Below are 21,735 nucleotides of genomic sequence, written 5' to 3' on the forward strand. Positions count from 1 at the left end.
CGCAGCGCTCCCGTTTTTTGGGGCCGCTTCGCAGCCCAGCGGGAGCAAGCTCCCTCGCCACAAAAGCCCTGATGCAAAAAATCACAAGAATAAAAAAGATCCGAGGTGTTGCATGTCCGAGCTATCCGAAGCGCGCATCCCCGACGCACCCGCCATTCAGCGTTTGCCCCTTTTGCAACTGATCCTGGTCGGTCTGCAACATGTTTTGCTGATGTACGGCGGAGCCATCGCGGTGCCGCTGATCATCGGACAGGCCGCTGGCCTGAGTCGTGAAGAAATCGCCTTTTTGATCAACGCCGACCTGCTGGTCGCCGGCATCGCCACCATCGTGCAATCGCTGGGCATCGGCCCGATGGGCATTCGCATGCCAGTGATGATGGGGGCCAGTTTCGCCGCCGTGGGCAGCATGGTCGCCATGGCCGGCATGCCGGGCATCGGTCTGCAAGGGATCTTCGGTGCAACCATCGCCGCCGGTTTTTTCGGCATGCTCATCGCGCCGTTCATGTCCAAGGTCGTGCGCTTCTTCCCGCCGCTGGTGACCGGCACCGTCATCACCTCGATCGGCTTGTCGCTGTTTCCCGTAGCCGTGAACTGGGCCGGCGGTGGCGCTGGCGCAGCCCAATTCGGTTCGCCGATTTACCTGGCCATCGCCGCGATGGTGCTGGCCACGATTCTGCTGGTCCACCGCTTCATGCGCGGTTTCTGGGTCAACATTTCCGTGCTGATCGGCATGTGCCTCGGGTACGTCGTCTGCGGGTTGATCGGTATGGTCGACCTCAGTGGCATGGCCCAGGCGCCCTGGCTGCAGTTCGTCACGCCGCTGCATTTCGGCCTGCCGAAATTCGAACTCGCGCCGATTCTTTCGATGTGCCTCGTGGTGGTGATCATCTTCGTCGAATCCACCGGCATGTTCCTCGCCCTAGGCAAAATCACCGGCCAGGAAGTCTGCCCGCGCATGCTGCGCCGCGGCTTGCTCTGTGATGCCGGCGCCTCGTTTGTCGCCGGCTTCTTCAACACCTTCACGCATTCCTCCTTCGCGCAGAACATCGGCCTGGTGCAGATGACCGGCGTGCGTTGCCGCTCGGTGACCATCGTCGCCGGCGGTTTGCTGGTGGTGCTGAGCCTGTTGCCGAAAGCCGCGTTCCTGGTGGCTTCGATTCCGCCGGCGGTGCTCGGTGGCGCTGCGATTGCGATGTTCGGGATGGTGGCCGCCACGGGCATCAAGATTCTGCAGGAAGCCGACATCGGCGACCGCCGCAACCAGTTGCTGGTGGCGGTGAGTATCGGCATGGGCCTGATCCCCGTGGTGCGCCCGGAGTTTTTCGCCCACCTGCCAGTGTGGATGAGCCCGATTACCCACAGCGGGATCGCAATGGCCACCCTCAGCGCCCTGTCGCTGAACTTGTTGTTCAACATCCTGGGTGGCAAAGAACGCGCCGCGATAAACGACTGTCACGCGCACTGACAGGTAACGACACGCTCCACTGCAGGAACGAGCTTGCTCGCGATGGACCCGAGAGCACCTCGGGTATTCAGACAACACGCGTCATCGTTGACGACCATCGCGAGCGAGCTCGCTCCTACAGGGGCGGGGCTGCCTGCGCCTTAAACAATAAAAACAAGAAGGAGCAACAGATGATTCGGACACAGACAAACATGCTCTTGGGCAGTGGTCTTCTGGCCGCCAGTCACGCCATGGCCGGCGATTTATTGCTGTGGCAGACCAACAGCCTGAGTTACCTGTACGGCAAGGATTTCGCGGTCAACCCGCCGATCCAGCAGACGATCACCTTCGAACACGCCGACCGCTGGAAGTATGGCGACAACTTCCTGTTCGTCGACAGCACCTACTACAACGGCGAAAAAGACCGCAACAAAGGCGTTCACGCCTATTACGGCGAGTTCAGCCCGCGCCTGTCCCTCGGCAAAATCCTCGACCGTCGCTTCGAGTTCGGCCCGATCAAGGATGTGTTACTGGCCATGACCTACGAGAATGGCGAAGACGACACCGAGGCCTACCTGATCGGCCCCGGGTTCGACCTCGCGGTACCGGGCTTCAACTTCTTCACCTTGAATTTCTACAATCGCCAGACCGAGGGCTCGCGCCCCGGCGATGATGTCTGGCAGATCACGCCAGCCTGGTCCTACACCCTGCCAGTGGGCAATTCGAGCCTGTTGATCGACGGCTACATCGACTGGGTCGTGGACAACAAGCAGAACGCCCATGGCACCTATCACGCCAACCTGCACTTCAACCCGCAGATCAAATACGACCTGGGCAAATCCCTGGGCTGTGGGGAAAAACAGGTGTACGTCGGCGTCGAGTACAGCTATTGGAAAGACAAATTCGGCATCGAAAACAACGCCCGCCTCGACACCCATGAGAACACCACCAGCCTGCTGGTGAAGGTGCATTTCTAAGATGGCCCGCAACCGTGCCCCAAACCTGTCGTCGGTGCGCTGTTGCGGGGCACTTGAGACCTGGCCAAGGAGTCAGTATTCTCCGCGGCCGCCTGAATCCGCTTTAAAAAAAAGCCCGGATTTAATTCCTGACCAGAAAGCCAACTTATCCCGGCTCTGGACGGTACCAAGGCACTCCAAAACCCCTCTCAATCGACTGCTCTTGAGCCGCCGAACGGGAGTTTTTTTGTTTTTTGAAAGCCTTGGCTCAGCTCTTGCTAACAGCACTAAAGCTGACCGAATGGATGATTTTTTACAGCGACAGAAAAAGGCGCCACACCAGAGCGCCGACCTTAGAAAAAAAACGTGGAACCACCTACTTTTTGGGAGCAACCGAATGAAACGCACGTGCACTAGCCTGATGCTGGCGGGATCCTTGCTGGCCGGGGGCCAGGCCATGGCCGGCGACTTGCTGCAATGGCAGAACAACAGCCTGACCTACCTTTATGGCAAGGACTTCCAGGTCAACCCGCGCATTCAGCAGACCGTGACCTTCGAACACGCCGATGGCTGGAAATATGGGGATAACTTCTTCTTCATCGACAAGATCTTCTACAACGGCAAGCAAGACGCCTTTGCGGGCGAGAACACTTACTACGGCGAATTCAGCCCGCGCCTGTCGTTCGGCAAGATCTTCGACCAGAAGCTGGAGTTCGGGCCAGTCAAAGACGTGCTGTTGGCCATGACCTATGAGTTCGGCGAGAACGATACCGAGTCGTACCTCATCGGTCCTGGCTTTGACCTGGCCATTCCGGGCTTCGATTACTTCCAGCTGAACTTCTACAACCGTCAGACCGAAGGCAGCCGCGCGGGTGACGATGTCTGGCAAATCACTCCGGTGTGGTCCTACACCATCCCGGTCGGCGACTCGAACATCCTGATCGACGGTTTCATGGACTGGGTCGTCGACAATGACGTGAACAAAAAAGGCGAATACCACGCCAACCTGCACTTCAATCCGCAGATCAAGTACGACCTGGGCAAGGCGCTGAGCCTGGGCGAAAAGCAGTTGTACGTCGGTGTTGAGTACGACTACTGGAAAAACAAGTACGGGATTGAAGACAGCCAGGGCTTCAAGACCGATCAGAGCACGACGAGCTTCCTGGTGAAGTTCCACTTCTGATCTGAAAAACATTGCAACTTGTAGGAGCGAGCTTGCTCGCGATGGATTTGAAGACGACGCGTTTATTCAGGAAACACGCGTTTTCGTTAACGTCCATCGCGAGCAAGCTCGCTCCTACAGGCGAATGGCCACACCGCAAATTTCAAGCCGTAACCACAGGCTCCACCAACCCGAGAAACCGGCAAATTTCATCCCGCTTGGCCAACGCATCCCGCCGCCCAAGGTCGATCAATTCGCTGCAATACCCCGCCTCGAACAGCAGATAACTCAACACCCCCGCCCCGCTCGTCTTGGTCGCACCCGGCCCGCGCAAGAACAGGCGCAATGCCGCAGGCAATTCCTGCCGATGCCGCGCCGCGATCTCATCGATCGGCTGACTCGGCGAAATCACCAGCACGTCCACCGGTGCCACACCCAGCGCACGGGTCGGCGTACCGTCCGGCATCAGGTGACTGAATTGATTCAGACGCTGCAACAACTCGATGTCGCTTTCCAGGCTGTCGATGAACGTACTGTTGAGCATGTGCCCGCCGATCTGCGCCAGGGTTGGCTGTTGACCGGTGTACGCGCGTTGCAGCGGCTGCTGCGGATCGACCCCGCGAGGGTTGCCGCTGACGCCCACCACCAGCACTCGACTGGCACCCAGGTGCAGGGCCGGGCTGATGGGGGCGGATTGGCGCACCGCGCCGTCGCCGAAATACTCTTCGCCGATTTTCACCGGGGCAAACAACAGGGGAATGGCAGAACTGGCGAGCAGATGGTCGACGGTCAATTGTGTCGGAATGCCGATCCGCCGATGGCGCAACCAGGCATTGATGGTGCCGCCACCCTGATAGAACGTGACGGCTTGCCCGGACTCGTAACCAAATGCCGTGACCGCGACCGCCTGCAATTGCTTTTGCGCAATGGCCTCGGCGATGCCGGTCATGTGCAGTTTGTCGTTGAGCAACCCGCGCAGCGGCGAGCTGTTGAGCAACGCCACCGGCACCTGTGCGCCTATCCCGAGCAGACTGTGGCCCACGAAACGGCTGGCCTGATGGATCACCCCTGGCCAGTCGCTGCGCAGCACCAGATGGCTGCGAAAACCCTGCCAGAAGGCGGTCAGGCGCTCGATGGCGCCGCGGAAGTCCATTGCCCCACTGGCGAGGCTGACGGCATTGATCGCACCGGCGGAAGTGCCGACGATCACCGGAAACGGATTGCTCGCGCCGAACGGCAACAGCTCGGCAATCGCCGCCAGCACACCCACCTGATAAGCCGCCCGAGCCCCGCCGCCGGAAAGAATCAACCCTGTAACCGGTTCAGCTGGACTCATCGCAACACTCCATGGTGCTTAAAGGATTGGATCAACCGCGTTTCGGGTACAGCTTCGGCTCGCCCGGCGGGCGGCTCTTGAAGCGGCGATGGGCCCAGAGGTATTGCTCCGGGCACTCACGCAGGACGCCTTCGACCCACTGATTGATCCGCAGGCAATCGGCCTCTTCGGTTTCGCCGGGGAAACCTTCGAGCGGCGCATGGATCACCAGGCGATAACCACTGCCATCCGCCAGACGCTCCTGGGTGAACGGCACCACCAGCGCCTTGCCCAATCGGGCAAATTTGCTGGTAGCCGTGACCGTTGCCGCCTGAATCCCGAACAACGGCACGAAAATGCTTTGCTTGGCGCCGTAGTCCTGATCCGGTGCGTACCAGATCGCCCGGCCGGCCCGCAGCAGCTTGAGCATGCCGCGCACGTCTTCGCGCTCGACGGCCAGCGAGTCGACGTTGTGGCGCTCGCGGCCACTGCGCTGGATGTAATCGAACAGCGGGTTCTTGTGCTCGCGGTACATGCCGTCGATGGTGTGCTGCTGACCGAGCAACGCCGCGCCTATTTCCAGCGTGGTGAAATGCACCGCCATCAGAATCACGCCCTTGCCTTCGCGCTGGGCCTTCTTCAGATGCTCCAGCCCTTCAACGTGGGCGAGTTTGGCCAGGCGCTGGCGTGACCACCACCAACTCATCGCCATCTCGAAAAAAGCGATGCCGGTGAAGGCGAAGTTTTCCTTGAGCAGGCGTTTGCGCTCAGCCGCGGATTTTTCGGGGAAACACAGTTCGAGATTGCGCTTGGCGATGCGCCGCCTGTCGCCGGCCACGCGGTACATCAATGCACCGAGAGCTCGACCGATAAACAGCAACGCCGGATACGGCAACTGGACAATCAGCCACAACAGCCCCAAGCCGCACCACAGCGGCCAGAAACGTGGAGAAAGAAATGCTGTTCGAAACCGCGGGCGATCCATTAAAGCTTCCGATAAGACAAGGGCCGCGCATTCTACATCGTTCGACCCGGCTTGCGGCTCGCGGGCGTTCTCGTTATAAGTCTCGGCACTTTCCGTGACAAGCCGTTGTATGCCGACCATGAGCCAAACCGAATCGCTAGACCAAGATCCCGTGTTCCAGTTGAAGGGCAGCATGCTCGCCATTACGGTGCTGGAGCTGGCCCGCAACGACCTCGAGAGCCTCGATCGGCAGCTGGCCGCCAAAGTCGCCCAGGCGCCCAACTTTTTCAGTAACGCCCCGCTGGTACTGGCGCTGGACAAGCTTCCGGCCAGTGAAGGTGCCGTCGATCTGCCGGGGCTGATGCGCGTGTGCCGCCAGCACGGCTTGCGCACCCTGGCCATCCGCGCCAGCCGCATCGAAGACATTGCCGCCGCCATCGCCGTCGACTTGCCGGTGCTGCCGCCGTCCGGCGCGCGGGAACGTGCGCTGGACCCGTTCGAAAGCCAGGTGAAGAAAAAACCGGAAAAACCAGCGGAACCGTTGGTCAAGCCGACCAAAATCATCACCTCGCCCGTACGCGGCGGCCAGCAGATCTATGCCCAGGGTTGCGATCTGGTGGTGACTTCCTCGGTCAGCCCAGGGGCGGAACTTCTCGCCGACGGGAACATCCATGTATACGGCCCAATGCGCGGTCGAGTATTGGCCGGAGTCAAAGGTGATACGAAAGCCAGGATTTTCTGTCAGCAAATGAGCGCTGAACTGGTGTCCATCGCAGGCCATTACAAGGTTTCCGAAGATCTGCGCCGCGATCCGTTATGGGGCTCCGGCGTGCAAGTGAGTCTGTCGGGCGATGTGTTGAACATCATTCGGCTTTAACGGATACTGCCGCATTTTCCAAGCATCTCTAAAACGTAGCGAAAACGGCTCAAACGAAGTAGGAAAAAGGCCAAGAGCAGTGTTTACCGGAGGTAAGCGCCGCCCCAGGACCCGATTCCACCAAGGCTGTCCGACTGCAGTAGTTTTTCAAGAGATGTTTTTCAGGGGCTAAAAGTCCTTTTTCCTTAGGGGTGAAACACCTTGGCCAAGATTCTCGTGGTTACATCCGGCAAGGGTGGTGTGGGTAAGACCACCACCAGCGCCGCTATCGGTACCGGCCTCGCTTTGCGCGGTCACAAAACAGTCATCGTCGACTTCGACGTCGGTTTGCGTAACCTCGACCTGATCATGGGTTGCGAGCGTCGCGTGGTGTATGACTTCGTCAACGTCGTCAACGGCGAAGCCAACCTGCAACAAGCCCTGATCAAAGACAAACGCCTGGAAAACCTCTACGTACTGGCCGCCAGTCAGACCCGCGATAAAGACGCGCTGACCGTCGAAGGCGTGGAAAAAGTGCTGATGGCACTTAAAGAAGATTTCGAATTCGTGGTGTGCGATTCGCCTGCGGGCATCGAGAAAGGCGCCCACCTGGCCATGTACTTCGCCGACGAAGCGATTATCGTGACCAACCCGGAAGTGTCGTCGGTGCGTGACTCGGACCGCATGCTGGGCCTGCTGGCCAGCAAGTCGCGCCGCGCTGAAAACGGCGAAGAGCCGATCAAGGAACACTTGCTGCTGACCCGCTACAACCCGCAACGCGTGAGCGACGGGGAGATGCTGGGCGTCGAAGACGTCAAGGAAATTCTCGCCGTGACCCTGCTGGGTGTGATTCCTGAGTCCCAGGCGGTCCTCAAGGCTTCCAACTCTGGCGTACCGGTGATTCTCGACGACCAGAGCGACGCCGGCCAGGCGTACAGCGATGCGGTCGATCGCCTGCTGGGCAAAACCGTGGAGCATCGGTTTCTCGATGTGACGAAGAAAGGATTCTTTGAGCGTCTGTTTGGAGGCCGGTAATGAACATTTTTGACTTCTTTCGTGCTAACAAGAAGCCAAGTACCGCCTCGGTAGCGAAAGAGCGTCTACAGATCATCGTGGCGCATGAGCGCGGCCAACGCAGTACGCCGGATTACTTGCCAGCCTTGCAGAAGGAACTGGTTGAAGTCATCCGCAAGTACGTCAATATCGGGTCCGATGACGTGCACGTCGCCCTGGAAAACCAGGGTAGCTGCTCGATTCTGGAACTCAATATCACCCTGCCTGACCGCTAGTCGGTCAGTCGGGAGCCACGGCGGCTCAAGCTTTCCTGCTTTTACTGTAGGAGCGAGCTTGCTCGCGAAGGTGTGCCAGTCGACATCAATGTGACTGATACACCCTCGCGAGCAAGCTCGCTCCTACAGTGGGGGCAGGGGCTTGAGCCGCCGTTGGCGTTTGTTACGAGGCTGTTTTAATGCCGCTGTCCAACATCCGCATCATCCATCAGGACGCCGCCGTACTGGTGGTGAATAAACCGACCCTGCTGCTCTCCGTGCCCGGCCGGGCCGATGACAACAAGGATTGCCTGATTACCCGCCTGCAAGAAAACGGCTACCCGGAAGCACGAATCGTCCATCGCCTGGATTGGGAAACCTCCGGCATCATTCTGCTGGCCCGCGACCCGGACACTCATCGCGAACTGTCTCGGCAATTTCACGACCGTGAAACGGAAAAGGCCTACACCGCCCTGTGCTGGGGTCAACCGGAACTGGACAGCGGCAGCATTGACCTGCCCCTGCGTTACGATCCGCCGACCAAGCCGCGCCATGTGGTGGACCATGAATTCGGCAAACATGCACTGACCTACTGGCGCGTGCTGGAGCGCTGCGGCGACTGGTGCCGTGTCGAACTGACACCGATCACGGGACGCTCCCATCAGCTGCGCGTGCACATGCTGTCCATCGGCCACCCGCTACTGGGCGACGGGCTGTACGCCCACGAACAGGCGCTGGCCGCCTGGCCACGACTGTGCCTGCACGCGAGCATGCTCAGCTTCACTCACCCGCAAAGCGGCGAACGCCTGCGTTTCGAGTGCCCGGCCCCGTTCTAGGCATCAACACATCACTCCCTGTAGGAGCGAGCCTGCTCCGGGCGGCGTTCCGACGATGGTCGCAAACGATAATGCTGGGTGCCTGACTCCCAGCGGCGCCCTCAAGTTCATCGCGAGCGAGCTCGCTCCTACATGGATCACCAATCGACGCGAGACTGTGACCCCGCCGCCAATTCTCTGGCCAATACGGTAAACTGGCGCCATTGCTGTCTGGAGCTACGTATGCGCGAAGAGTTGAACCAAGGCCTGATCGACTTCCTCAAGGCCTCCCCTACCCCGTTTCATGCCACCGCCAGCCTGGTCCAGCGCCTGGAAGCGGCAGGTTTCCAGCGTCTCGACGAGCGCGAGACCTGGTCCACCGAAGCCAACGGTCGTTACTACGTCACCCGTAACGACTCTTCGATCGTCGCGTTCAAGATGGGTCGTCATTCCCCCTTGCACGGCGGCATCCGCCTGGTGGGCGCGCACACCGACAGCCCATGCCTGCGCGTCAAACCCCAGCCGGAATTGCAACGCCAGGGCTTCTGGCAACTGGGTGTCGAAGTGTATGGCGGCGCGCTGCTCGCGCCGTGGTTCGACCGCGACCTGTCCCTGGCCGGCCGTGTCACCTTCCGCCGCGATGGCAAGGTAGAGAGCCAACTGATCGACTTCAAGGCGCCGATTGCGACCATCCCGAACCTGGCCATTCACCTCAACCGTGAGGCCAACATGGGCTGGGCGATCAACGCACAGACCGAACTGCCGCCGATCCTCGCGCAATTTGCCGGTGACGAGCGCGTGGACTTCCGCGCCGTACTCACCGACCAACTCGCCCGCGAACATGGCCTGAACGCCGACGTGGTACTCGATTACGAGCTGAGTTTCTACGACACCCAAAGCGCTGCCGTCATTGGCCTGCACGGTGATTTCATTGCGGGCGCGCGCCTGGACAACCTGTTGTCCTGCTACGCCGGCCTGCAAGCGTTGCTGACGACCGAAACCGACGAAACCTGCGTGCTGGTCGCCAACGACCACGAAGAAGTCGGCTCGTGCTCGGCCTGCGGTGCGGATGGCCCGATGCTGGAGCAAACCCTGCGTCGCCTGCTGCCCGAGGGTGATGAGTTCGTACGGACCATTCAGAAATCCCTGCTGGTTTCAGCCGACAACGCCCACGGCGTGCACCCGAACTACGCCGACAAGCATGACGCCAACCACGGCCCGAAACTCAACGCCGGCCCGGTGATCAAGGTCAACAGCAACCAGCGCTATGCCACCAACAGCGAAACTGCCGGTTTCTTCCGTCACCTGTGCATGGCTGAAGAAGTGCCGGTGCAAAGCTTCGTGGTGCGCAGCGACATGGGCTGCGGCTCAACCATCGGCCCGATCACCGCCAGCCACCTGGGCGTGCGCACCGTGGACATCGGCCTGCCAACGTTCGCCATGCACTCGATCCGCGAACTGTGTGGCAGCCATGACCTGGCCCACCTGGTCAAAGTGCTGAGCGCGTTTTACGCCTGCCAGGAGCTGCCGTAAGCGCCCTGTAGGAGCGAGCTTGCTCGCGATGGAATTGTAGACGCCGCGTTTTTCCAGTAATCCCGCGTAATCGTTACAGTCCATCGCGAGCAAGCTCGCTCCTACAGACAGCAGCACCACCGGCCACTCAAAAGCCACCTAGACTTTAATTATCTCTTTCGACAAGGCAGTCACCATGATCTCGTTGTCTTCATTTCACGCCATGCTGGTCCCGATTCTTGCCGGGATGATTATGCTGGCCGTCGGTTTCAACTTCCGCGACAAAAACGCCGGTGTGTTTGCGATGTGGGTCGGCATGCTGATGATCCTCGCGACCGTGGTGTTCAAGATCCTCGCCAAACTCAACGAATAAATCTTCACCCCGACTCGCATTGATTTAGACGGGCTCGTACACTCGGTCGATCTGCATATCCCAAGGTTGACCGCCTAGTGTTCGCTCGTCTTTTCTCCCTGCCCTGCTTTTTCCTTGTCTGCGTCATGGCGATGCTGGCGATGTCGCCTGCCCAGGCGGCCGGTTTGCCGAGCCTGCTCACCGGCTCGACGAAGGCCCAGCCAGAAGCCCAGGAGCCCTTGGGGCAATCACTGGATGAAGTCATCAAGTCCCTGGAAAATGACCAGCAACGCAGCAAACTGCTCGCCGACCTGAAGAAACTCCGCGACGCGACCAAGAAGGCGCAACCCAGCCCCGAAGAAGGTGTGCTGGGCCTGATTGGCGGCACGCTGGCCAATTTCGAAAAACAGTTTTCCGGGGCCGACAGCCCGATTACACGCTGGTCCGAAGAGTTTGGCCTGGCCAAAGATGAATTGAAGGCCCTGATGCTGCCCGCCAGTGAATGGCTGCCGATGGTCTTTGCCTTCGCCGTAATCCTGATGGTCTGGAGCCTGCTGGCCGCCGCGCTGATCTGGATCAGCCACCGGGTGCGGATGCGCTTCGGTCTGACCGAAGAACTGCCCCAACACCCCAGGGCCGTCGACATGTTGCGCTTCGCCTTGCGCAAACTCGGGCCCTGGCTGATCGCGCTGGTGATCACCGTCTACATGAGTTACGCCCTGCCCTCGTCACTCGGCAAAAGCCTGGCGATGGTGCTGGCCTACGCGCTGGTCGTCGGCACCTGCTTTTCCGCCATTTGCGTGATCGCGTTTTCGGTGCTCGACGGCCCACACCGCCATCGCGCGCTGTATATCCTGCGGCATCAAGCGTTCCGTCCGCTGTGGCTGATCGGCAGCTTCGCCGCGTTCGGTGAAGCCTTGAACGACCCGCGTCTGGTCGACAGTCTCGGCAGCCACCTGTCCCACACCGCCGCGACCGTCGCGAATGTCATGGCGGCGCTGTCCACCGGCTTGTTCATCCTGCGATTCCGCCGCCCGATTGCCCACCTGATCCGCAACCAGCCGCTGTCGCGACGCCTGACTCGACGCGCCCTCAGTGACACCATCGATATCCTCGGCACCTTCTGGTACGTCCCGGCGCTGGTGCTGGTGTGCATCTCGCTGTTCGCCACGTTCATCTCGGCGGGCGATACCAGCACTGCGCTGCGTCAGTCGCTGATCTGTACCGTGTTGCTGGTGTTGTGCATGGTCATCAACGGACTGGTGCGGCGCCATGCGCTGAAACCGCAAAAGGGCGTGAAACGCCACGCACTGTACTCGGAACGACTGAAAAGCTTCTTCTACACCCTCGCCCATCTGCTGGTGTGGCTGACGTTCATTGAACTCGGCTTGCGGGTCTGGGGCATGTCGCTAATCACCTTCACCGAGGGCGAAGGGCATGAAGTCAGCGTCAAACTGTTCAGCCTCGCCGGCACGCTGATTTTTGCCTGGCTGATCTGGATTCTCAGCGACACCGCCGTGCATCACGCCCTGACACGCTCGCGCAAAGGCCTGGCCAATGCCCGGGCGCAAACCATGATGCCGCTGATTCGCAATGTGCTGTTCGTGGCGATTTTTATCGTGGCCCTGATTGTCGCGCTGGCCAACATGGGCATGAACGTCACGCCCCTGCTGGCGGGTGCCGGTGTGATCGGCCTGGCCATCGGTTTCGGCGCGCAATCGCTGGTGGCCGACCTGATCACCGGCCTGTTCATCATCATCGAAGACTCCTTGGCCATCGATGACTACGTGGATGTCGGCGGGCACCTGGGCACGGTCGAAGGCCTGACCATTCGCACCGTGCGCCTGCGGGACATCGACGGTATCGTCCACACCATCCCGTTCAGCGAAATCAAAAGCATCCAGAACTACTCGCGGGAATTCGGCTACGCGATCTTCCGCGTGGCGGTGCCGTCCAGCATGGACATCGACAGCGCGATCAAGCTGATGCGCGAAGTCGGCCAGAAGATGCGCACCGATCCGTTGCAACGTCGCAACATCTGGTCACCGCTGGAGATTCAAGGCGTGGAAAGTTTCGAGTCCGGCAATGCGATCCTGCGCGCCCGATTCAAGACCGCGCCGATCAAGCAATGGGAAGTCTCCCGCGCGTTCAACCTGTCGCTGAAACGGCACCTGGATGAAGCCGGGCTTGATCTGGCTACACCGCGAATGAGTGTGCAGGTGGTGACGGCGGGTGGCGGCCCGGTAACGGATTAGCGCCAACACCTGAAGCACTTGCAATTCCATGTGGGAGCGAGCCTGCTCGCGATGAGGCCGGCACATCCAACATCTACGTGGCTGATACTCCGCCATCGCGAGCAGGCTCACTCCCACAGGGTTCGCAGCCCATCGCGAAATCGGCGAACCTTACAAAACGCAGGCAAAAAAAAATCCCCGAACCAGTCGGGGATTTTTTATGTTCGATCAATCAGCTCGAAAGCGGATCAATCTTCGCGGTAGCGACGCAGCTTCAACTGCTTGCCGGCAACGCGAGTGTCCTTCAGTTTGGTCAGGAGTTTCTCCAGACCATCTTCCGGCAGCTCGACGAGGCTGAAGCTGTCACGCACCTGGATGCGACCGATCGCTTCACGCGCCAGGCCGCCTTCGTTGAGGATGGCGCCCAGCAGGTTTTTGGCAGCGATACCGTCACGCGCACCCAACGCGGTACGGCAACGAGCACGGCCTTCAGCCAATGGAACCGGAGCGCGACGCTCACGATCACCACGGTCCGGACGATCACCGGTACGCTCTGGACGATCGCCACGCGGTGCATTGTTCGGCACCAGTGGACGTTCTTTCTCGATCGCAGCCAGGGTCAACGCCTGAGCGTTGGTAGCCTTGCGCAGCAGAGCAGCGGCCAGTGCACGCGGGGTGCAACCGATGTCAGCGGTCAGGCGATCCAGCAGGTCACCGTGAGTCGACTCGGCATCGCCAACCAGCGGCGACAGGCTGTTGGTCAGTTTCTTGATGCGGGCATCAAGAACGGCCTGGGCGTCCGGCAGGCGAACTTCGGCAACCTTCTGACCGGTTACACGCTCGATCACTTGCAGCATGCGGCGCTCACGTGGAGTCACCAGCAGCAGTGCACGACCTTCGCGACCGGCACGGCCGGTACGGCCGATACGGTGAACGTAGGATTCCGGGTCGTACGGCATGTCAACGTTGAACACGTGAGTGATGCGCGGAACGTCCAGGCCACGAGCAGCAACGTCGGTCGCCACAACGATGTCCAGACGGCCATCCTTGAGGGAGTCGATAACGCGCTCACGTTGATTCTGGGCAATGTCACCGTTCAGCGCAGCGGCTTTGTAGCCTTTGGCTTCCAGGGCACTGGCCAGGTCCAGGGTCGCTTGCTTGGTGCGCACGAACATGATCAGGGCGTCGAAGTCTTCGACTTCCAGCAGGCTCAATACAGCCGAGGTCTTCTGGTCAGCGTGAACCAACAGGTGAGCCTGTTCGATCGCGGTAACGGTCTGAGTCTTGGTCTGGATCTTCACGTGCTGCGGATCACGCAGGTGACGTTCGGCAATGGCACGGATCGACTGTGGCAGGGTAGCCGAGAACAGTACGGTCTGACGGGTAGCAGGCAAGGCCTTGAAGATGACTTCGAGGTCGTCCATGAAGCCCAGCTTGAGCATTTCGTCAGCTTCGTCCAGAACCAGGTGGTTCACGGTCGACAGCACTTTTTCGTCGCGACGCAGGTGGTCGCACAGACGGCCCGGAGTGGCGACAACGATCTGTGCGCCGTTACGGATTGCTTTCAGTTGTGGGCCCATAGGCGCGCCGCCGTAAACGGCCACAACAGTAACGCCCGGCATTTGCTTGGCGTAGGTTTCGAAAGCGGTTGCTACTTGCAGCGCCAACTCACGGGTTGGCGCCAGGATCAGGGCTTGCGGCTCGCGCTTGGCAGGATCGATGCAGTGCAGGATTGGCAGGGCGAACGCGGCGGTTTTACCGGTACCGGTTTGCGCCTGGCCAATCATGTCTTGGCCGGCCATGATGATCGGGATCGATTGCTGCTGAATAGCCGAAGGTTCTTCGTAGCCGGTCGCAATGACGGCTGCAAGAATGTTCGGATTAAGATTAAAAGCGGCGAAGCCGCCGGTTTCCTGGGTCATGGGTCTGCCTCTAAGTGCATCCGCAAAGACCCATGCTCCAAAGCTGCGCATGCCGTGTAAGACTCAAGAGTCGCCCTGGCTGCTTTGTCGGCGGGGATTTGCGAAAACGAATGAATGAAAAAGATTCGTCAAGGGAGAGTCCGGTGTGCGGACGTGCAGCCGAAGCTGGCTTCGGGGAATTGCGCTACCTAAACGCGGCCCGGTTAAAGGCCGGCGCGCACTATACCGGAATTCGCCCAAAAAGGGAGCATTATTTGTCGGAAAACTGACGGATACACCGTTGTGTCACAGGCTTTGCGGATAATCGTGCAACGGTCTATTTTTCAAAGGCCCGGCCCTGCTGGGGATGGCGCTAAAACGGTTCACCCTGGCGATGCAACCCCAAGGTCCCGTATCGTCCATCCCGCCCCTTCCCGCCCGAGGAATTGCGCCATGAATCAACCCGCTCCCAGCCGTGTAACCCGTGAACGACACGGCCATGTCCTGTTGATTGGCCTGGATCGGGTGGCCAAGCGCAACGCCTTCGATCTCGAGCTGCTCAACACATTGAGCCTGGCCTATGGCGAGTTCGAGGCCGACAGCGAGGCGCGAGTGGCGGTGGTGTTCGGCCACGGCGAGCACTTCACCGCCGGGCTCGACCTGGTCAGCGCCAGCGCCGCACTGGCCGAAGGCTGGCAGGCACCGCCCGGTGGTTGCGACCCGTGGGGCGTGTTTGCAGGCCCAAGGGTCAGCAAACCGGTGATTGTCGCCGCGCAGGGTTACTGCCTGACCATCGGCATCGAGTTGATGCTGGCTGCCGACATCAATCTTTGCGCCAGCAACACCCGCTTCGCCCAGAAAGAAGTGCAGCGCGGGATCTTTCCGTTCGGCGGCGCCACCTTGCGCCTGCATCAGGTCGCCGGCTGGGGCAATGCCATGCGCTGGCTGCTGACCGGGGATGAATTTGACGCCCATGACGCGTTGCACCTGGGGTTGGTGCAGGAAGTCATGGCCAGCGAGGACCTGCTGCCGCGAGCGATTGAACTGGCTGAACGCATCGCCCGGCAAGCGCCGCTGGGGGTTCAGGCAACGTTGATGTCTGCGCGGCAGGCGCGTTATGAAGGCGAAACGGCGGCGGCGCAGGGATTGCCGCCCTTGGTGAAGAAGTTGTTGGGCAGTGAAGATGCCAAGGAGGGTGTGCGGTCGATGGTCGAGAAGCGACCTGGTGTGTTCAAAGGCTGCTGACAACTCAACCTTTGTGGCGAGGGAGCTTGCTCACGCTGGGCTGCGAAGCGGCCCCAAAAAATCTTGGCAATCATGTAGATTTTGTGAGCGCTGCGCACTGGTGCGCCAGCCCGGTCAAGCGGGAGCAAGCTCCCTCGCCACAGGACCCTCATCGCATCACGTCGCCGGGCGAATTGCCTTGATCAATGACTGCAACGAATACCCCAACCGTGGCGCCAACGCTTCGGCACGGGCGATCAGGCCGTCCATGTCCAGTTCCTGATCCAGCTCCGAAGGCACGATCAGAATCACGTTGCCCTCCTTCACCGGCAACTCCCAATAGTGCCGGTGATACAACCCGCGCAACAACGCCGCGCCCAGCGGTTTGCCGTCGTCGGTGGCCCATTGGTTGATCACCAGCCAGCCGCCCGGATTCAGGCGTTTTTGACAGTTTTCCAGAAAGCTCCACGCCAGGTGGCCGACACCCGGACCGACGTCGGTATACAGGTCGACAAAAATCAGGTCGGCCGACTCGGCGGTATCCAGCAATTCCAGCGCATCGCCGACGCGGATGTACAGCCGCGGGTCGTCATCCAGCCCCAGGTATTCAATGGCCAGGCGCGGCACGTCGGGGCGCAGTTCGATGGCTTCGACATCTTCCAGCGGCAGGAACTTGAGGCAGGCCTGGGTCAGCGTACCGGCGCCAAGACCAAGAAACAGCGCACTCTCAGGCTGTTCGTGGCACAACGCACCAATCAGCATCGCACGGGTGTAATCGTATTCGAGCCAGCTCGGGTCGGCCGTGAACACGCAGCTCTGTTCGATGGCATCACCGAACTCGAGGAAACGGTAGTCGGCCACCTCAAGCACGCGAATCACGCCGAACTCATCCTGTACCTCGGCGAGCAGATGCTCGACGCGCTCCTCAGTCATTTCGTCTCCAGATTGTTCCCGGGCCTGCCGCAACACGAAGCGGCAAAGGACGCGATTGTCCGCGATGCGACGGGAACAGGTCACGCACTAATTGCTGATAACATGAACGCCCGAGCGAAAAACAACCGAGACTGTGATGAGCCAACCCTGGAGCCCTGACAGCTGGCGCGCCCTGCCGATCCAGCAGCAACCCCACTACCCCGACGCGGCGCATTTGCTGCACGTCGAGCAAACGCTGGCCAGTTATCCGCCGCTGGTGTTCGCCGGTGAAGCCCGGGAATTGCGTCGTCAGTTTGCCGAAGTGACCCAGGGCCGAGCGTTTCTGTTGCAGGGCGGCGACTGCGCCGAGAGCTTTGCCGAGTTCTCCGCCGCGAAAATCCGCGACACCTTCAAAGTGTTGCTGCAAATGGCGATTGTCATGACCTTCGCGGCTGGCTGCCCGGTGGTCAAGGTCGGACGCATGGCCGGCCAGTTCGCCAAGCCGCGCTCGGCCAACGACGAGACCATCGACGGCGTGACGCTGCCCGCCTACCGTGGCGACATCGTCAACGGCATCGGTTTCGATGAGAAAAGCCGTGTGCCGGACCCGGAGCGTCTGCTCCAGTCCTACCACCAGTCCACCGCCACCTTGAACCTGCTGCGCGCCTTCGCCCAGGGCGGCTTTGCCGACCTGCATCAGGTGCACAAGTGGAACCTGGACTTCATCGCCAACTCGGCGCTGGCGGAAAAATACAGCCACCTCGCTGACCGCATCGATGAAACCCTGGCGTTCATGCGCGCCTGCGGCATGGACACTTCGCCGCAACTGCGCGAGACCAGTTTCTTCACCGCCCACGAAGCGCTGCTGCTCAACTACGAAGAAGCCTTCGTGCGCCGCGACAGCCTGACCAACGATTACTACGATTGCTCGGCGCACATGCTGTGGATCGGCGACCGCACCCGTCAGCTCGACGGGGCTCACGTCGAGTTCCTGCGCGGGGTGAACAATCCGATCGGGGTCAAGGTCGGCCCGAGCATGAACCCTGATGACCTGATTCGCCTGATCGACGTGCTCAACCCGGACAACGATCCAGGTCGGCTGAATCTGATCGCGCGGATGGGCGCGAACAAAGTCGGCGATCATCTGCCGGCGCTGATTCGCGCAGTGCAACGTGAAGGCAAGCAAGTGCTGTGGAGTTCCGACCCCATGCACGGCAACACGATCAAGGCCAGCAGCGGTTACAAGACCCGTGACTTCGCGCAGATTTTGGGCGAGGTGAAGCAGTTCTTCCAGGTGCACCAGGCGGAAGGCACGTATGCCGGTGGCATTCACATCGAGATGACCGGGCAGAATGTGACCGAGTGCATTGGTGGGGCGCGGCCGATTACCGAGGACGGGTTGTCGGACCGGTATCACACCCATTGTGATCCGCGGATGAATGCGGATCAGTCGCTGGAATTGGCGTTCCTCATTGCTGAAACGCTGAAGCAAGTTCGGCGTTAAACCGCGTCGCCCCCTTCGCGGGCAAGCCTTGCTCCTACAGTTATGTGTCGTTCGCCAGCCGCGTGAACGACCTGAATCTGTAGGAGCAGAGCTTGCTCGCGAAAGGGGCCCCAGCTCAGCCACCATCAATACTGGCCAACGCCACCCGCAACCGCCCCGCACTCTCCCGCTGACAATTGAGCTGCACCCGCTCCAACCCCAGCCAATCCGCCATCCGCCGCAAATTCACTGCCAACGCCAGCATCCCTTCATCATCCAGCCCCGGCGCTTCCTCATGCACGGCATGCACCGCCAACCTGCCCAACGCCCGCTCCGCCCGCAGATCCACCCGCGCGGCAATGCGTTCGTTGTGCAAAAACGGCAGCACGTAATAGCCATAGACCCGTTTGTCCTGCGGCGTATAAATCTCCAGCCGGTAGCGAAAATCGAACAAGCGCTCGGTGCGGCTGCGTTCCCAGATCAGCGAATCGAAAGGTGAAAGCAAGGCACTGGACTCGACCTTGCGCGGCACTGTCGGCTGCGGCAGGCAGTACGCCGGCTGACGCCAGCCCTGGACCTCACACATCAACAGTTCGCCGGCCTCGACCAGTTCCGCCAGTCGCGGTCGGCTGTCCGTCGGGCTCAGGCGAAAATAATCGCGCAGGTCCTTTTCCGTGCCCACGCCCAGCGCGGTCGCGGCATGCAGCAACAGCCCCCGCTGGGCTTCGGCTTCGCTGAGCAGCGGCTGTTGCAGAATCGCCGACGGAATCACCCGCTCCGGCAAGTCATAAAGTCTTTCAAATCCACGCCGCCCCGCCACCGTCACTTCACCGGTGGCGAACAACCATTCCAACGCATGTTTTTCCGCGCTCCAGTCCCACCAGGGCCCTGCCCTTTCCTGGCGGGTCGAAAGGCTTCCGGCACCCAGAGCGCCGAGGGTCTGCACCGAGGCCAGCACCCGGCGGATGGTGTCTTGCTGCTCACGACCGAATTTCGCCAGCTGCTGATAAATGTCTTCGCCACGGGTCGCGCGCAGCATGCGCCAGCGCATCAACGGGTACATCGACAAGGGCAGCAGCGACGCTTCATGTCCCCAGTATTCGAACAGCGTGCGCTGTCGGCCCGAACTCCAGGCAGCCTGGTCGAGCAAATCGGAAGAGTAGTTACCCAGACGGGAAAACAGGGGAAGGTAGTGCGAACGCACCAAAGCATTGACGGAGTCGATCTGCAGAATGCCCAGCCGCTCGATCAGGCGGTTGAGCTGAACCGGTTTGATCGTCGCTGGCGGCTGGCGCCCGTTGAATCCTTGGGCGGCCAGCGCCATGCGTCGAGCCTGTTTGAGGGAAAAGGACAGCGTCGCGGGCATGAACATCTCCTTGTCTGCTCGCAACCTACCTCACCGGGAGAGGGTTTGTGTAGTTGAGTGTTGCTCATTTGTGCATCGGGTCATTCCAGAAGGGTTTGACCGACTCAAACTCCACGTCCGCACGGCTCATGCCGATGTCCTTCAGTGCTTCGTCACTCAGGCTCGCCAGCAGTTCGCGCTCGCGGTGCAGTTCGTACCAGCGACTGAATTTATGCAGCAGATCGGACACCAGGTGCACCGAGTGTTTTTCTACGGCTGGATACTCATGTTGACCTTTCATCTTGTTGCCCTCCGTTTAGATGGCTCCAGTCTCTGCCCAGGTCTAAGATCAATCCAACGAATGTTTCTGATGTCACATATCTCGGAGATTGATGAATGTCAGCCTTCCCAAGTATCAACACCGAAGTGTTGCGCACCTTTGTTGCCATCGCCGATCAGGGCGGTTTTACCCGCGCCGGCGAGCTGGTCAACCGAACCCAGTCTGCCGTGAGCATGCAGATGAAACGGCTGGAAGAGGACGTGTTGCAGCGCCAACTGTTCCAGCGCGACGGGCGGCAGGTGCGCCTGACGGCTGAAGGCCAGGTGCTGCTGGGTTACGCCCGGCGCATCCTCAAGCTGCACAGCGAGGTGTTCAATACTTTGCGCGAGCCGCACATGGTCGGCATGGTGCGCATCGGTACCCCGGACGATTATGTGATGCGTTTCCTGCCTGGGATTTTGCGGCGATTCGCCCAGTCATATCCGCTGATCCAGATCGAGGTGCACTGCGAATCCTCCAAACAATTGTTGATGCGCCAGGACCTGGACCTGTCCATCGTCACCCGCGAACCCGGCAGCGAGATCGGCCAGTTGTTGCGCAAGGAGCATTTTGTCTGGGCCGAGGCGCAATGCTTCAGCGCCCACGAGCAGACGCCTTTGCCGCTGGCGATGTTCAACAGTGATTGTTTCTGCAGGATGTGGGCGTGCAATGCCCTTGATGCCGTGGGCCGTGACTACCGCGTGGCGTACAACAGCGACAGCCTGTCGGCGATCATGGCGGTGGTCAGCGCCGGCCTGGCCGTCACCGCGCAACTGGAAAGCCTGATCACGCCCGACATGCGCATTCTTGGCGAGGCGGAAGGCCTGCCGGTGCTGCCCGAGGCGAGCATCATGCTGGTGCGCAACCTGCACAACCCGTCGCCAATCACCGAATGCCTGGCCGAGCACATCGTCGAAGGCTTCAAACTTTAAAGGCGAGCATCACCGCACAGAGCACCAGAAAGCCGCAAAACAGCCCGCGCAACAACCGCTCCGGCAGCGCGTGGGCTATTTTCACGCCCCAACTGATGCTCATCAGACCACCGACAGCCAAGGGCACGCCGATCATCCAGTCCACTTGATGGTGGACCGCATAAGTCACCAGCGTGACGCCCGTGCTGGGCAGTGCCAATGCCAACGACAGGCCCTGGGCCACGACCTGGCTGGTGCCGAACACACTGGTCAGCACCGGCGTCGCCACCACCGCCCCGCCCACGCCAAACAACCCGCCCATGGCGCCGGACGCCGCGCCGAGTACGCCCAGCCACGGCCATGAATAATTCATCTGCGAAGAAACCGGTGTGTTGGCGCTGAACATGCGCACCAGGTTGTAGGCCGACAGCGCGACCAGGAACGCGACAAATCCGATGCGCATGGTTTGCGCATCGATGCCCACCGCCCAGATCGAACCGATCCAGGCAAAGCAGAACCCCATCAGGGCCAGCGGCAGTGCATGCCGTAGTTCGATCCGGTTGCGCTGGTGATAACGCCACAGTGCCAGCATCACGTTCGGCACCACCATCACCAGCGCCGTGCCTTGGGCGATCTGCTGGTCGAGGCCGAACAACACACCCAACAGAGGGATGGCGATCAAGCCACCGCCGATGCCGAACAGACCACCCAGGGTGCCCAGGGCCGCGCCGAATACCAGATACATCAGAAACTCAATCACAG

Annotated in this window: 20 protein-coding genes; 13 read left to right on the forward strand and 7 right to left on the reverse strand. The window is 60.5% G+C overall.

Annotated elements, in window-relative coordinates; all coding sequences use genetic code 11:
• Positions 1-112: 112 nt before the first annotated feature.
• The 3 genes from EJA72_RS00575 to EJA72_RS00585 all read left to right on the forward strand — a co-directional run bounded on the left by EJA72_RS00575 (position 113) and on the right by EJA72_RS00585 (position 3,583).
• The gene (locus EJA72_RS00575; protein ID WP_157709618.1) at positions 113-1,465 is read left to right on the forward strand and encodes a nucleobase:cation symporter-2 family protein; all 1,353 of its coding nucleotides are present in this window, start codon (positions 113-115) and stop codon (positions 1,463-1,465) included.
• 170 nt (positions 1,466-1,635) lie between these two features.
• The gene (locus tag EJA72_RS00580) at positions 1,636-2,421 is read left to right on the forward strand and encodes an outer membrane protein OmpK (protein WP_157709619.1); all 786 of its coding nucleotides are present in this window, start codon (positions 1,636-1,638) and stop codon (positions 2,419-2,421) included.
• A 376-nt stretch (positions 2,422-2,797) separates the two neighbouring features.
• A complete protein-coding gene (locus EJA72_RS00585) occupies positions 2,798-3,583 on the forward strand; it encodes an outer membrane protein OmpK (RefSeq protein WP_157709620.1) in 786 nt (261 codons plus the stop codon).
• 142 nt (positions 3,584-3,725) lie between these two features.
• On the opposite strand, the gene EJA72_RS00590 is transcribed toward EJA72_RS00585, so the two are convergent.
• Positions 3,726-4,898: a patatin-like phospholipase family protein gene (locus EJA72_RS00590; protein WP_157709621.1), complete on the reverse strand. Its 1,173-nt coding sequence runs from the start codon at positions 4,896-4,898 to the stop codon at positions 3,726-3,728.
• A gap of 31 nt (positions 4,899-4,929) precedes the next feature.
• Positions 4,930-5,862 carry a lipid A biosynthesis lauroyl acyltransferase gene (locus tag EJA72_RS00595; protein WP_157709622.1) on the reverse strand — a complete coding sequence of 311 codons (933 nt, stop codon included), beginning with the start codon at positions 5,860-5,862 and terminating at the stop codon, positions 4,930-4,932.
• A gap of 118 nt (positions 5,863-5,980) precedes the next feature.
• Between EJA72_RS00595 and minC the strand changes: the two genes are divergently transcribed.
• From minC to EJA72_RS00625, 7 genes are all read left to right on the forward strand, one after another.
• A complete protein-coding gene (gene minC, locus EJA72_RS00600; protein ID WP_157709623.1) occupies positions 5,981-6,718 on the forward strand; it encodes a septum site-determining protein MinC in 738 nt (245 codons plus the stop codon).
• 201 nt (positions 6,719-6,919) lie between these two features.
• Positions 6,920-7,732 carry a septum site-determining protein MinD gene (gene minD, locus EJA72_RS00605; RefSeq protein ID WP_157709624.1) on the forward strand — a complete coding sequence of 271 codons (813 nt, stop codon included), beginning with the start codon at positions 6,920-6,922 and terminating at the stop codon, positions 7,730-7,732.
• The gene (gene minE / locus EJA72_RS00610) at positions 7,732-7,986 is read left to right on the forward strand and encodes a cell division topological specificity factor MinE (protein ID WP_007944431.1); all 255 of its coding nucleotides are present in this window, start codon (positions 7,732-7,734) and stop codon (positions 7,984-7,986) included. The genes minD and minE overlap by 1 nt, the downstream gene beginning before the upstream one ends.
• 179 nt (positions 7,987-8,165) lie before the next feature.
• Positions 8,166-8,801 (forward strand): RluA family pseudouridine synthase, encoded by a 636-nt coding sequence (locus tag EJA72_RS00615; protein WP_157709625.1) that lies wholly within the window; start codon positions 8,166-8,168, stop codon positions 8,799-8,801.
• Positions 8,802-9,023: 222 nt separating this feature from the next.
• Positions 9,024-10,313 (forward strand): M18 family aminopeptidase, encoded by a 1,290-nt coding sequence (locus tag EJA72_RS00620; RefSeq protein ID WP_157709626.1) that lies wholly within the window; start codon positions 9,024-9,026, stop codon positions 10,311-10,313.
• A gap of 175 nt (positions 10,314-10,488) precedes the next feature.
• The gene (locus EJA72_RS28915; protein ID WP_178128950.1) at positions 10,489-10,665 is read left to right on the forward strand and encodes a hypothetical protein; all 177 of its coding nucleotides are present in this window, start codon (positions 10,489-10,491) and stop codon (positions 10,663-10,665) included.
• Positions 10,666-10,742: 77 nt separating this feature from the next.
• The gene (locus EJA72_RS00625) at positions 10,743-12,899 is read left to right on the forward strand and encodes a mechanosensitive ion channel family protein (RefSeq protein WP_178128951.1); all 2,157 of its coding nucleotides are present in this window, start codon (positions 10,743-10,745) and stop codon (positions 12,897-12,899) included.
• Positions 12,900-13,126: 227 nt separating this feature from the next.
• Here the strand turns inward: EJA72_RS00625 and EJA72_RS00630 are convergent, their stop codons facing one another.
• Positions 13,127-14,800: a DEAD/DEAH box helicase gene (locus EJA72_RS00630; protein WP_046032408.1), complete on the reverse strand. Its 1,674-nt coding sequence runs from the start codon at positions 14,798-14,800 to the stop codon at positions 13,127-13,129.
• Between the two features lie 432 nt (positions 14,801-15,232).
• On the opposite strand from EJA72_RS00630, the gene EJA72_RS00635 reads away from it, so the two are divergent.
• Positions 15,233-16,024 carry a crotonase/enoyl-CoA hydratase family protein gene (locus EJA72_RS00635; protein WP_157709627.1) on the forward strand — a complete coding sequence of 264 codons (792 nt, stop codon included), beginning with the start codon at positions 15,233-15,235 and terminating at the stop codon, positions 16,022-16,024.
• 156 nt (positions 16,025-16,180) lie between these two features.
• On the opposite strand, the gene EJA72_RS00640 is transcribed toward EJA72_RS00635, so the two are convergent.
• Entirely contained in the window at positions 16,181-16,936 is a 756-nt protein-coding gene (locus EJA72_RS00640) for a spermidine synthase (protein WP_157709628.1), read from the reverse strand.
• Positions 16,937-17,072: 136 nt separating this feature from the next.
• Between EJA72_RS00640 and EJA72_RS00645 the strand changes: the two genes are divergently transcribed.
• The gene (locus EJA72_RS00645) at positions 17,073-18,419 is read left to right on the forward strand and encodes a class II 3-deoxy-7-phosphoheptulonate synthase (RefSeq protein ID WP_157709629.1); all 1,347 of its coding nucleotides are present in this window, start codon (positions 17,073-17,075) and stop codon (positions 18,417-18,419) included.
• 115 nt (positions 18,420-18,534) lie between these two features.
• Here the strand turns inward: EJA72_RS00645 and EJA72_RS00650 are convergent, their stop codons facing one another.
• A complete protein-coding gene (locus EJA72_RS00650) occupies positions 18,535-19,764 on the reverse strand; it encodes a winged helix-turn-helix domain-containing protein (protein WP_157709630.1) in 1,230 nt (409 codons plus the stop codon).
• Between the two features lie 64 nt (positions 19,765-19,828).
• Positions 19,829-20,044 carry a DUF1127 domain-containing protein gene (locus tag EJA72_RS00655; protein WP_157709631.1) on the reverse strand — a complete coding sequence of 72 codons (216 nt, stop codon included), beginning with the start codon at positions 20,042-20,044 and terminating at the stop codon, positions 19,829-19,831.
• A 95-nt stretch (positions 20,045-20,139) separates the two neighbouring features.
• On the opposite strand from EJA72_RS00655, the gene EJA72_RS00660 reads away from it, so the two are divergent.
• Entirely contained in the window at positions 20,140-20,994 is an 855-nt protein-coding gene (locus EJA72_RS00660; protein WP_157709632.1) for a LysR substrate-binding domain-containing protein, read from the forward strand.
• Here the strand turns inward: EJA72_RS00660 and EJA72_RS00665 are convergent.
• Positions 20,984-21,733, reverse strand: a complete 750-nt coding sequence (locus EJA72_RS00665; RefSeq protein WP_178128952.1) for a sulfite exporter TauE/SafE family protein — start codon at positions 21,731-21,733, stop codon at positions 20,984-20,986. The two genes, EJA72_RS00660 and EJA72_RS00665, sit on opposite strands and share 11 nt — an antisense overlap.
• Positions 21,734-21,735 lie beyond the last annotated feature (2 nt).

The organism is Pseudomonas sp. PB120 (genome assembly GCF_009761815.1).
Classification (GTDB): domain Bacteria; phylum Pseudomonadota; class Gammaproteobacteria; order Pseudomonadales; family Pseudomonadaceae; genus Aquipseudomonas.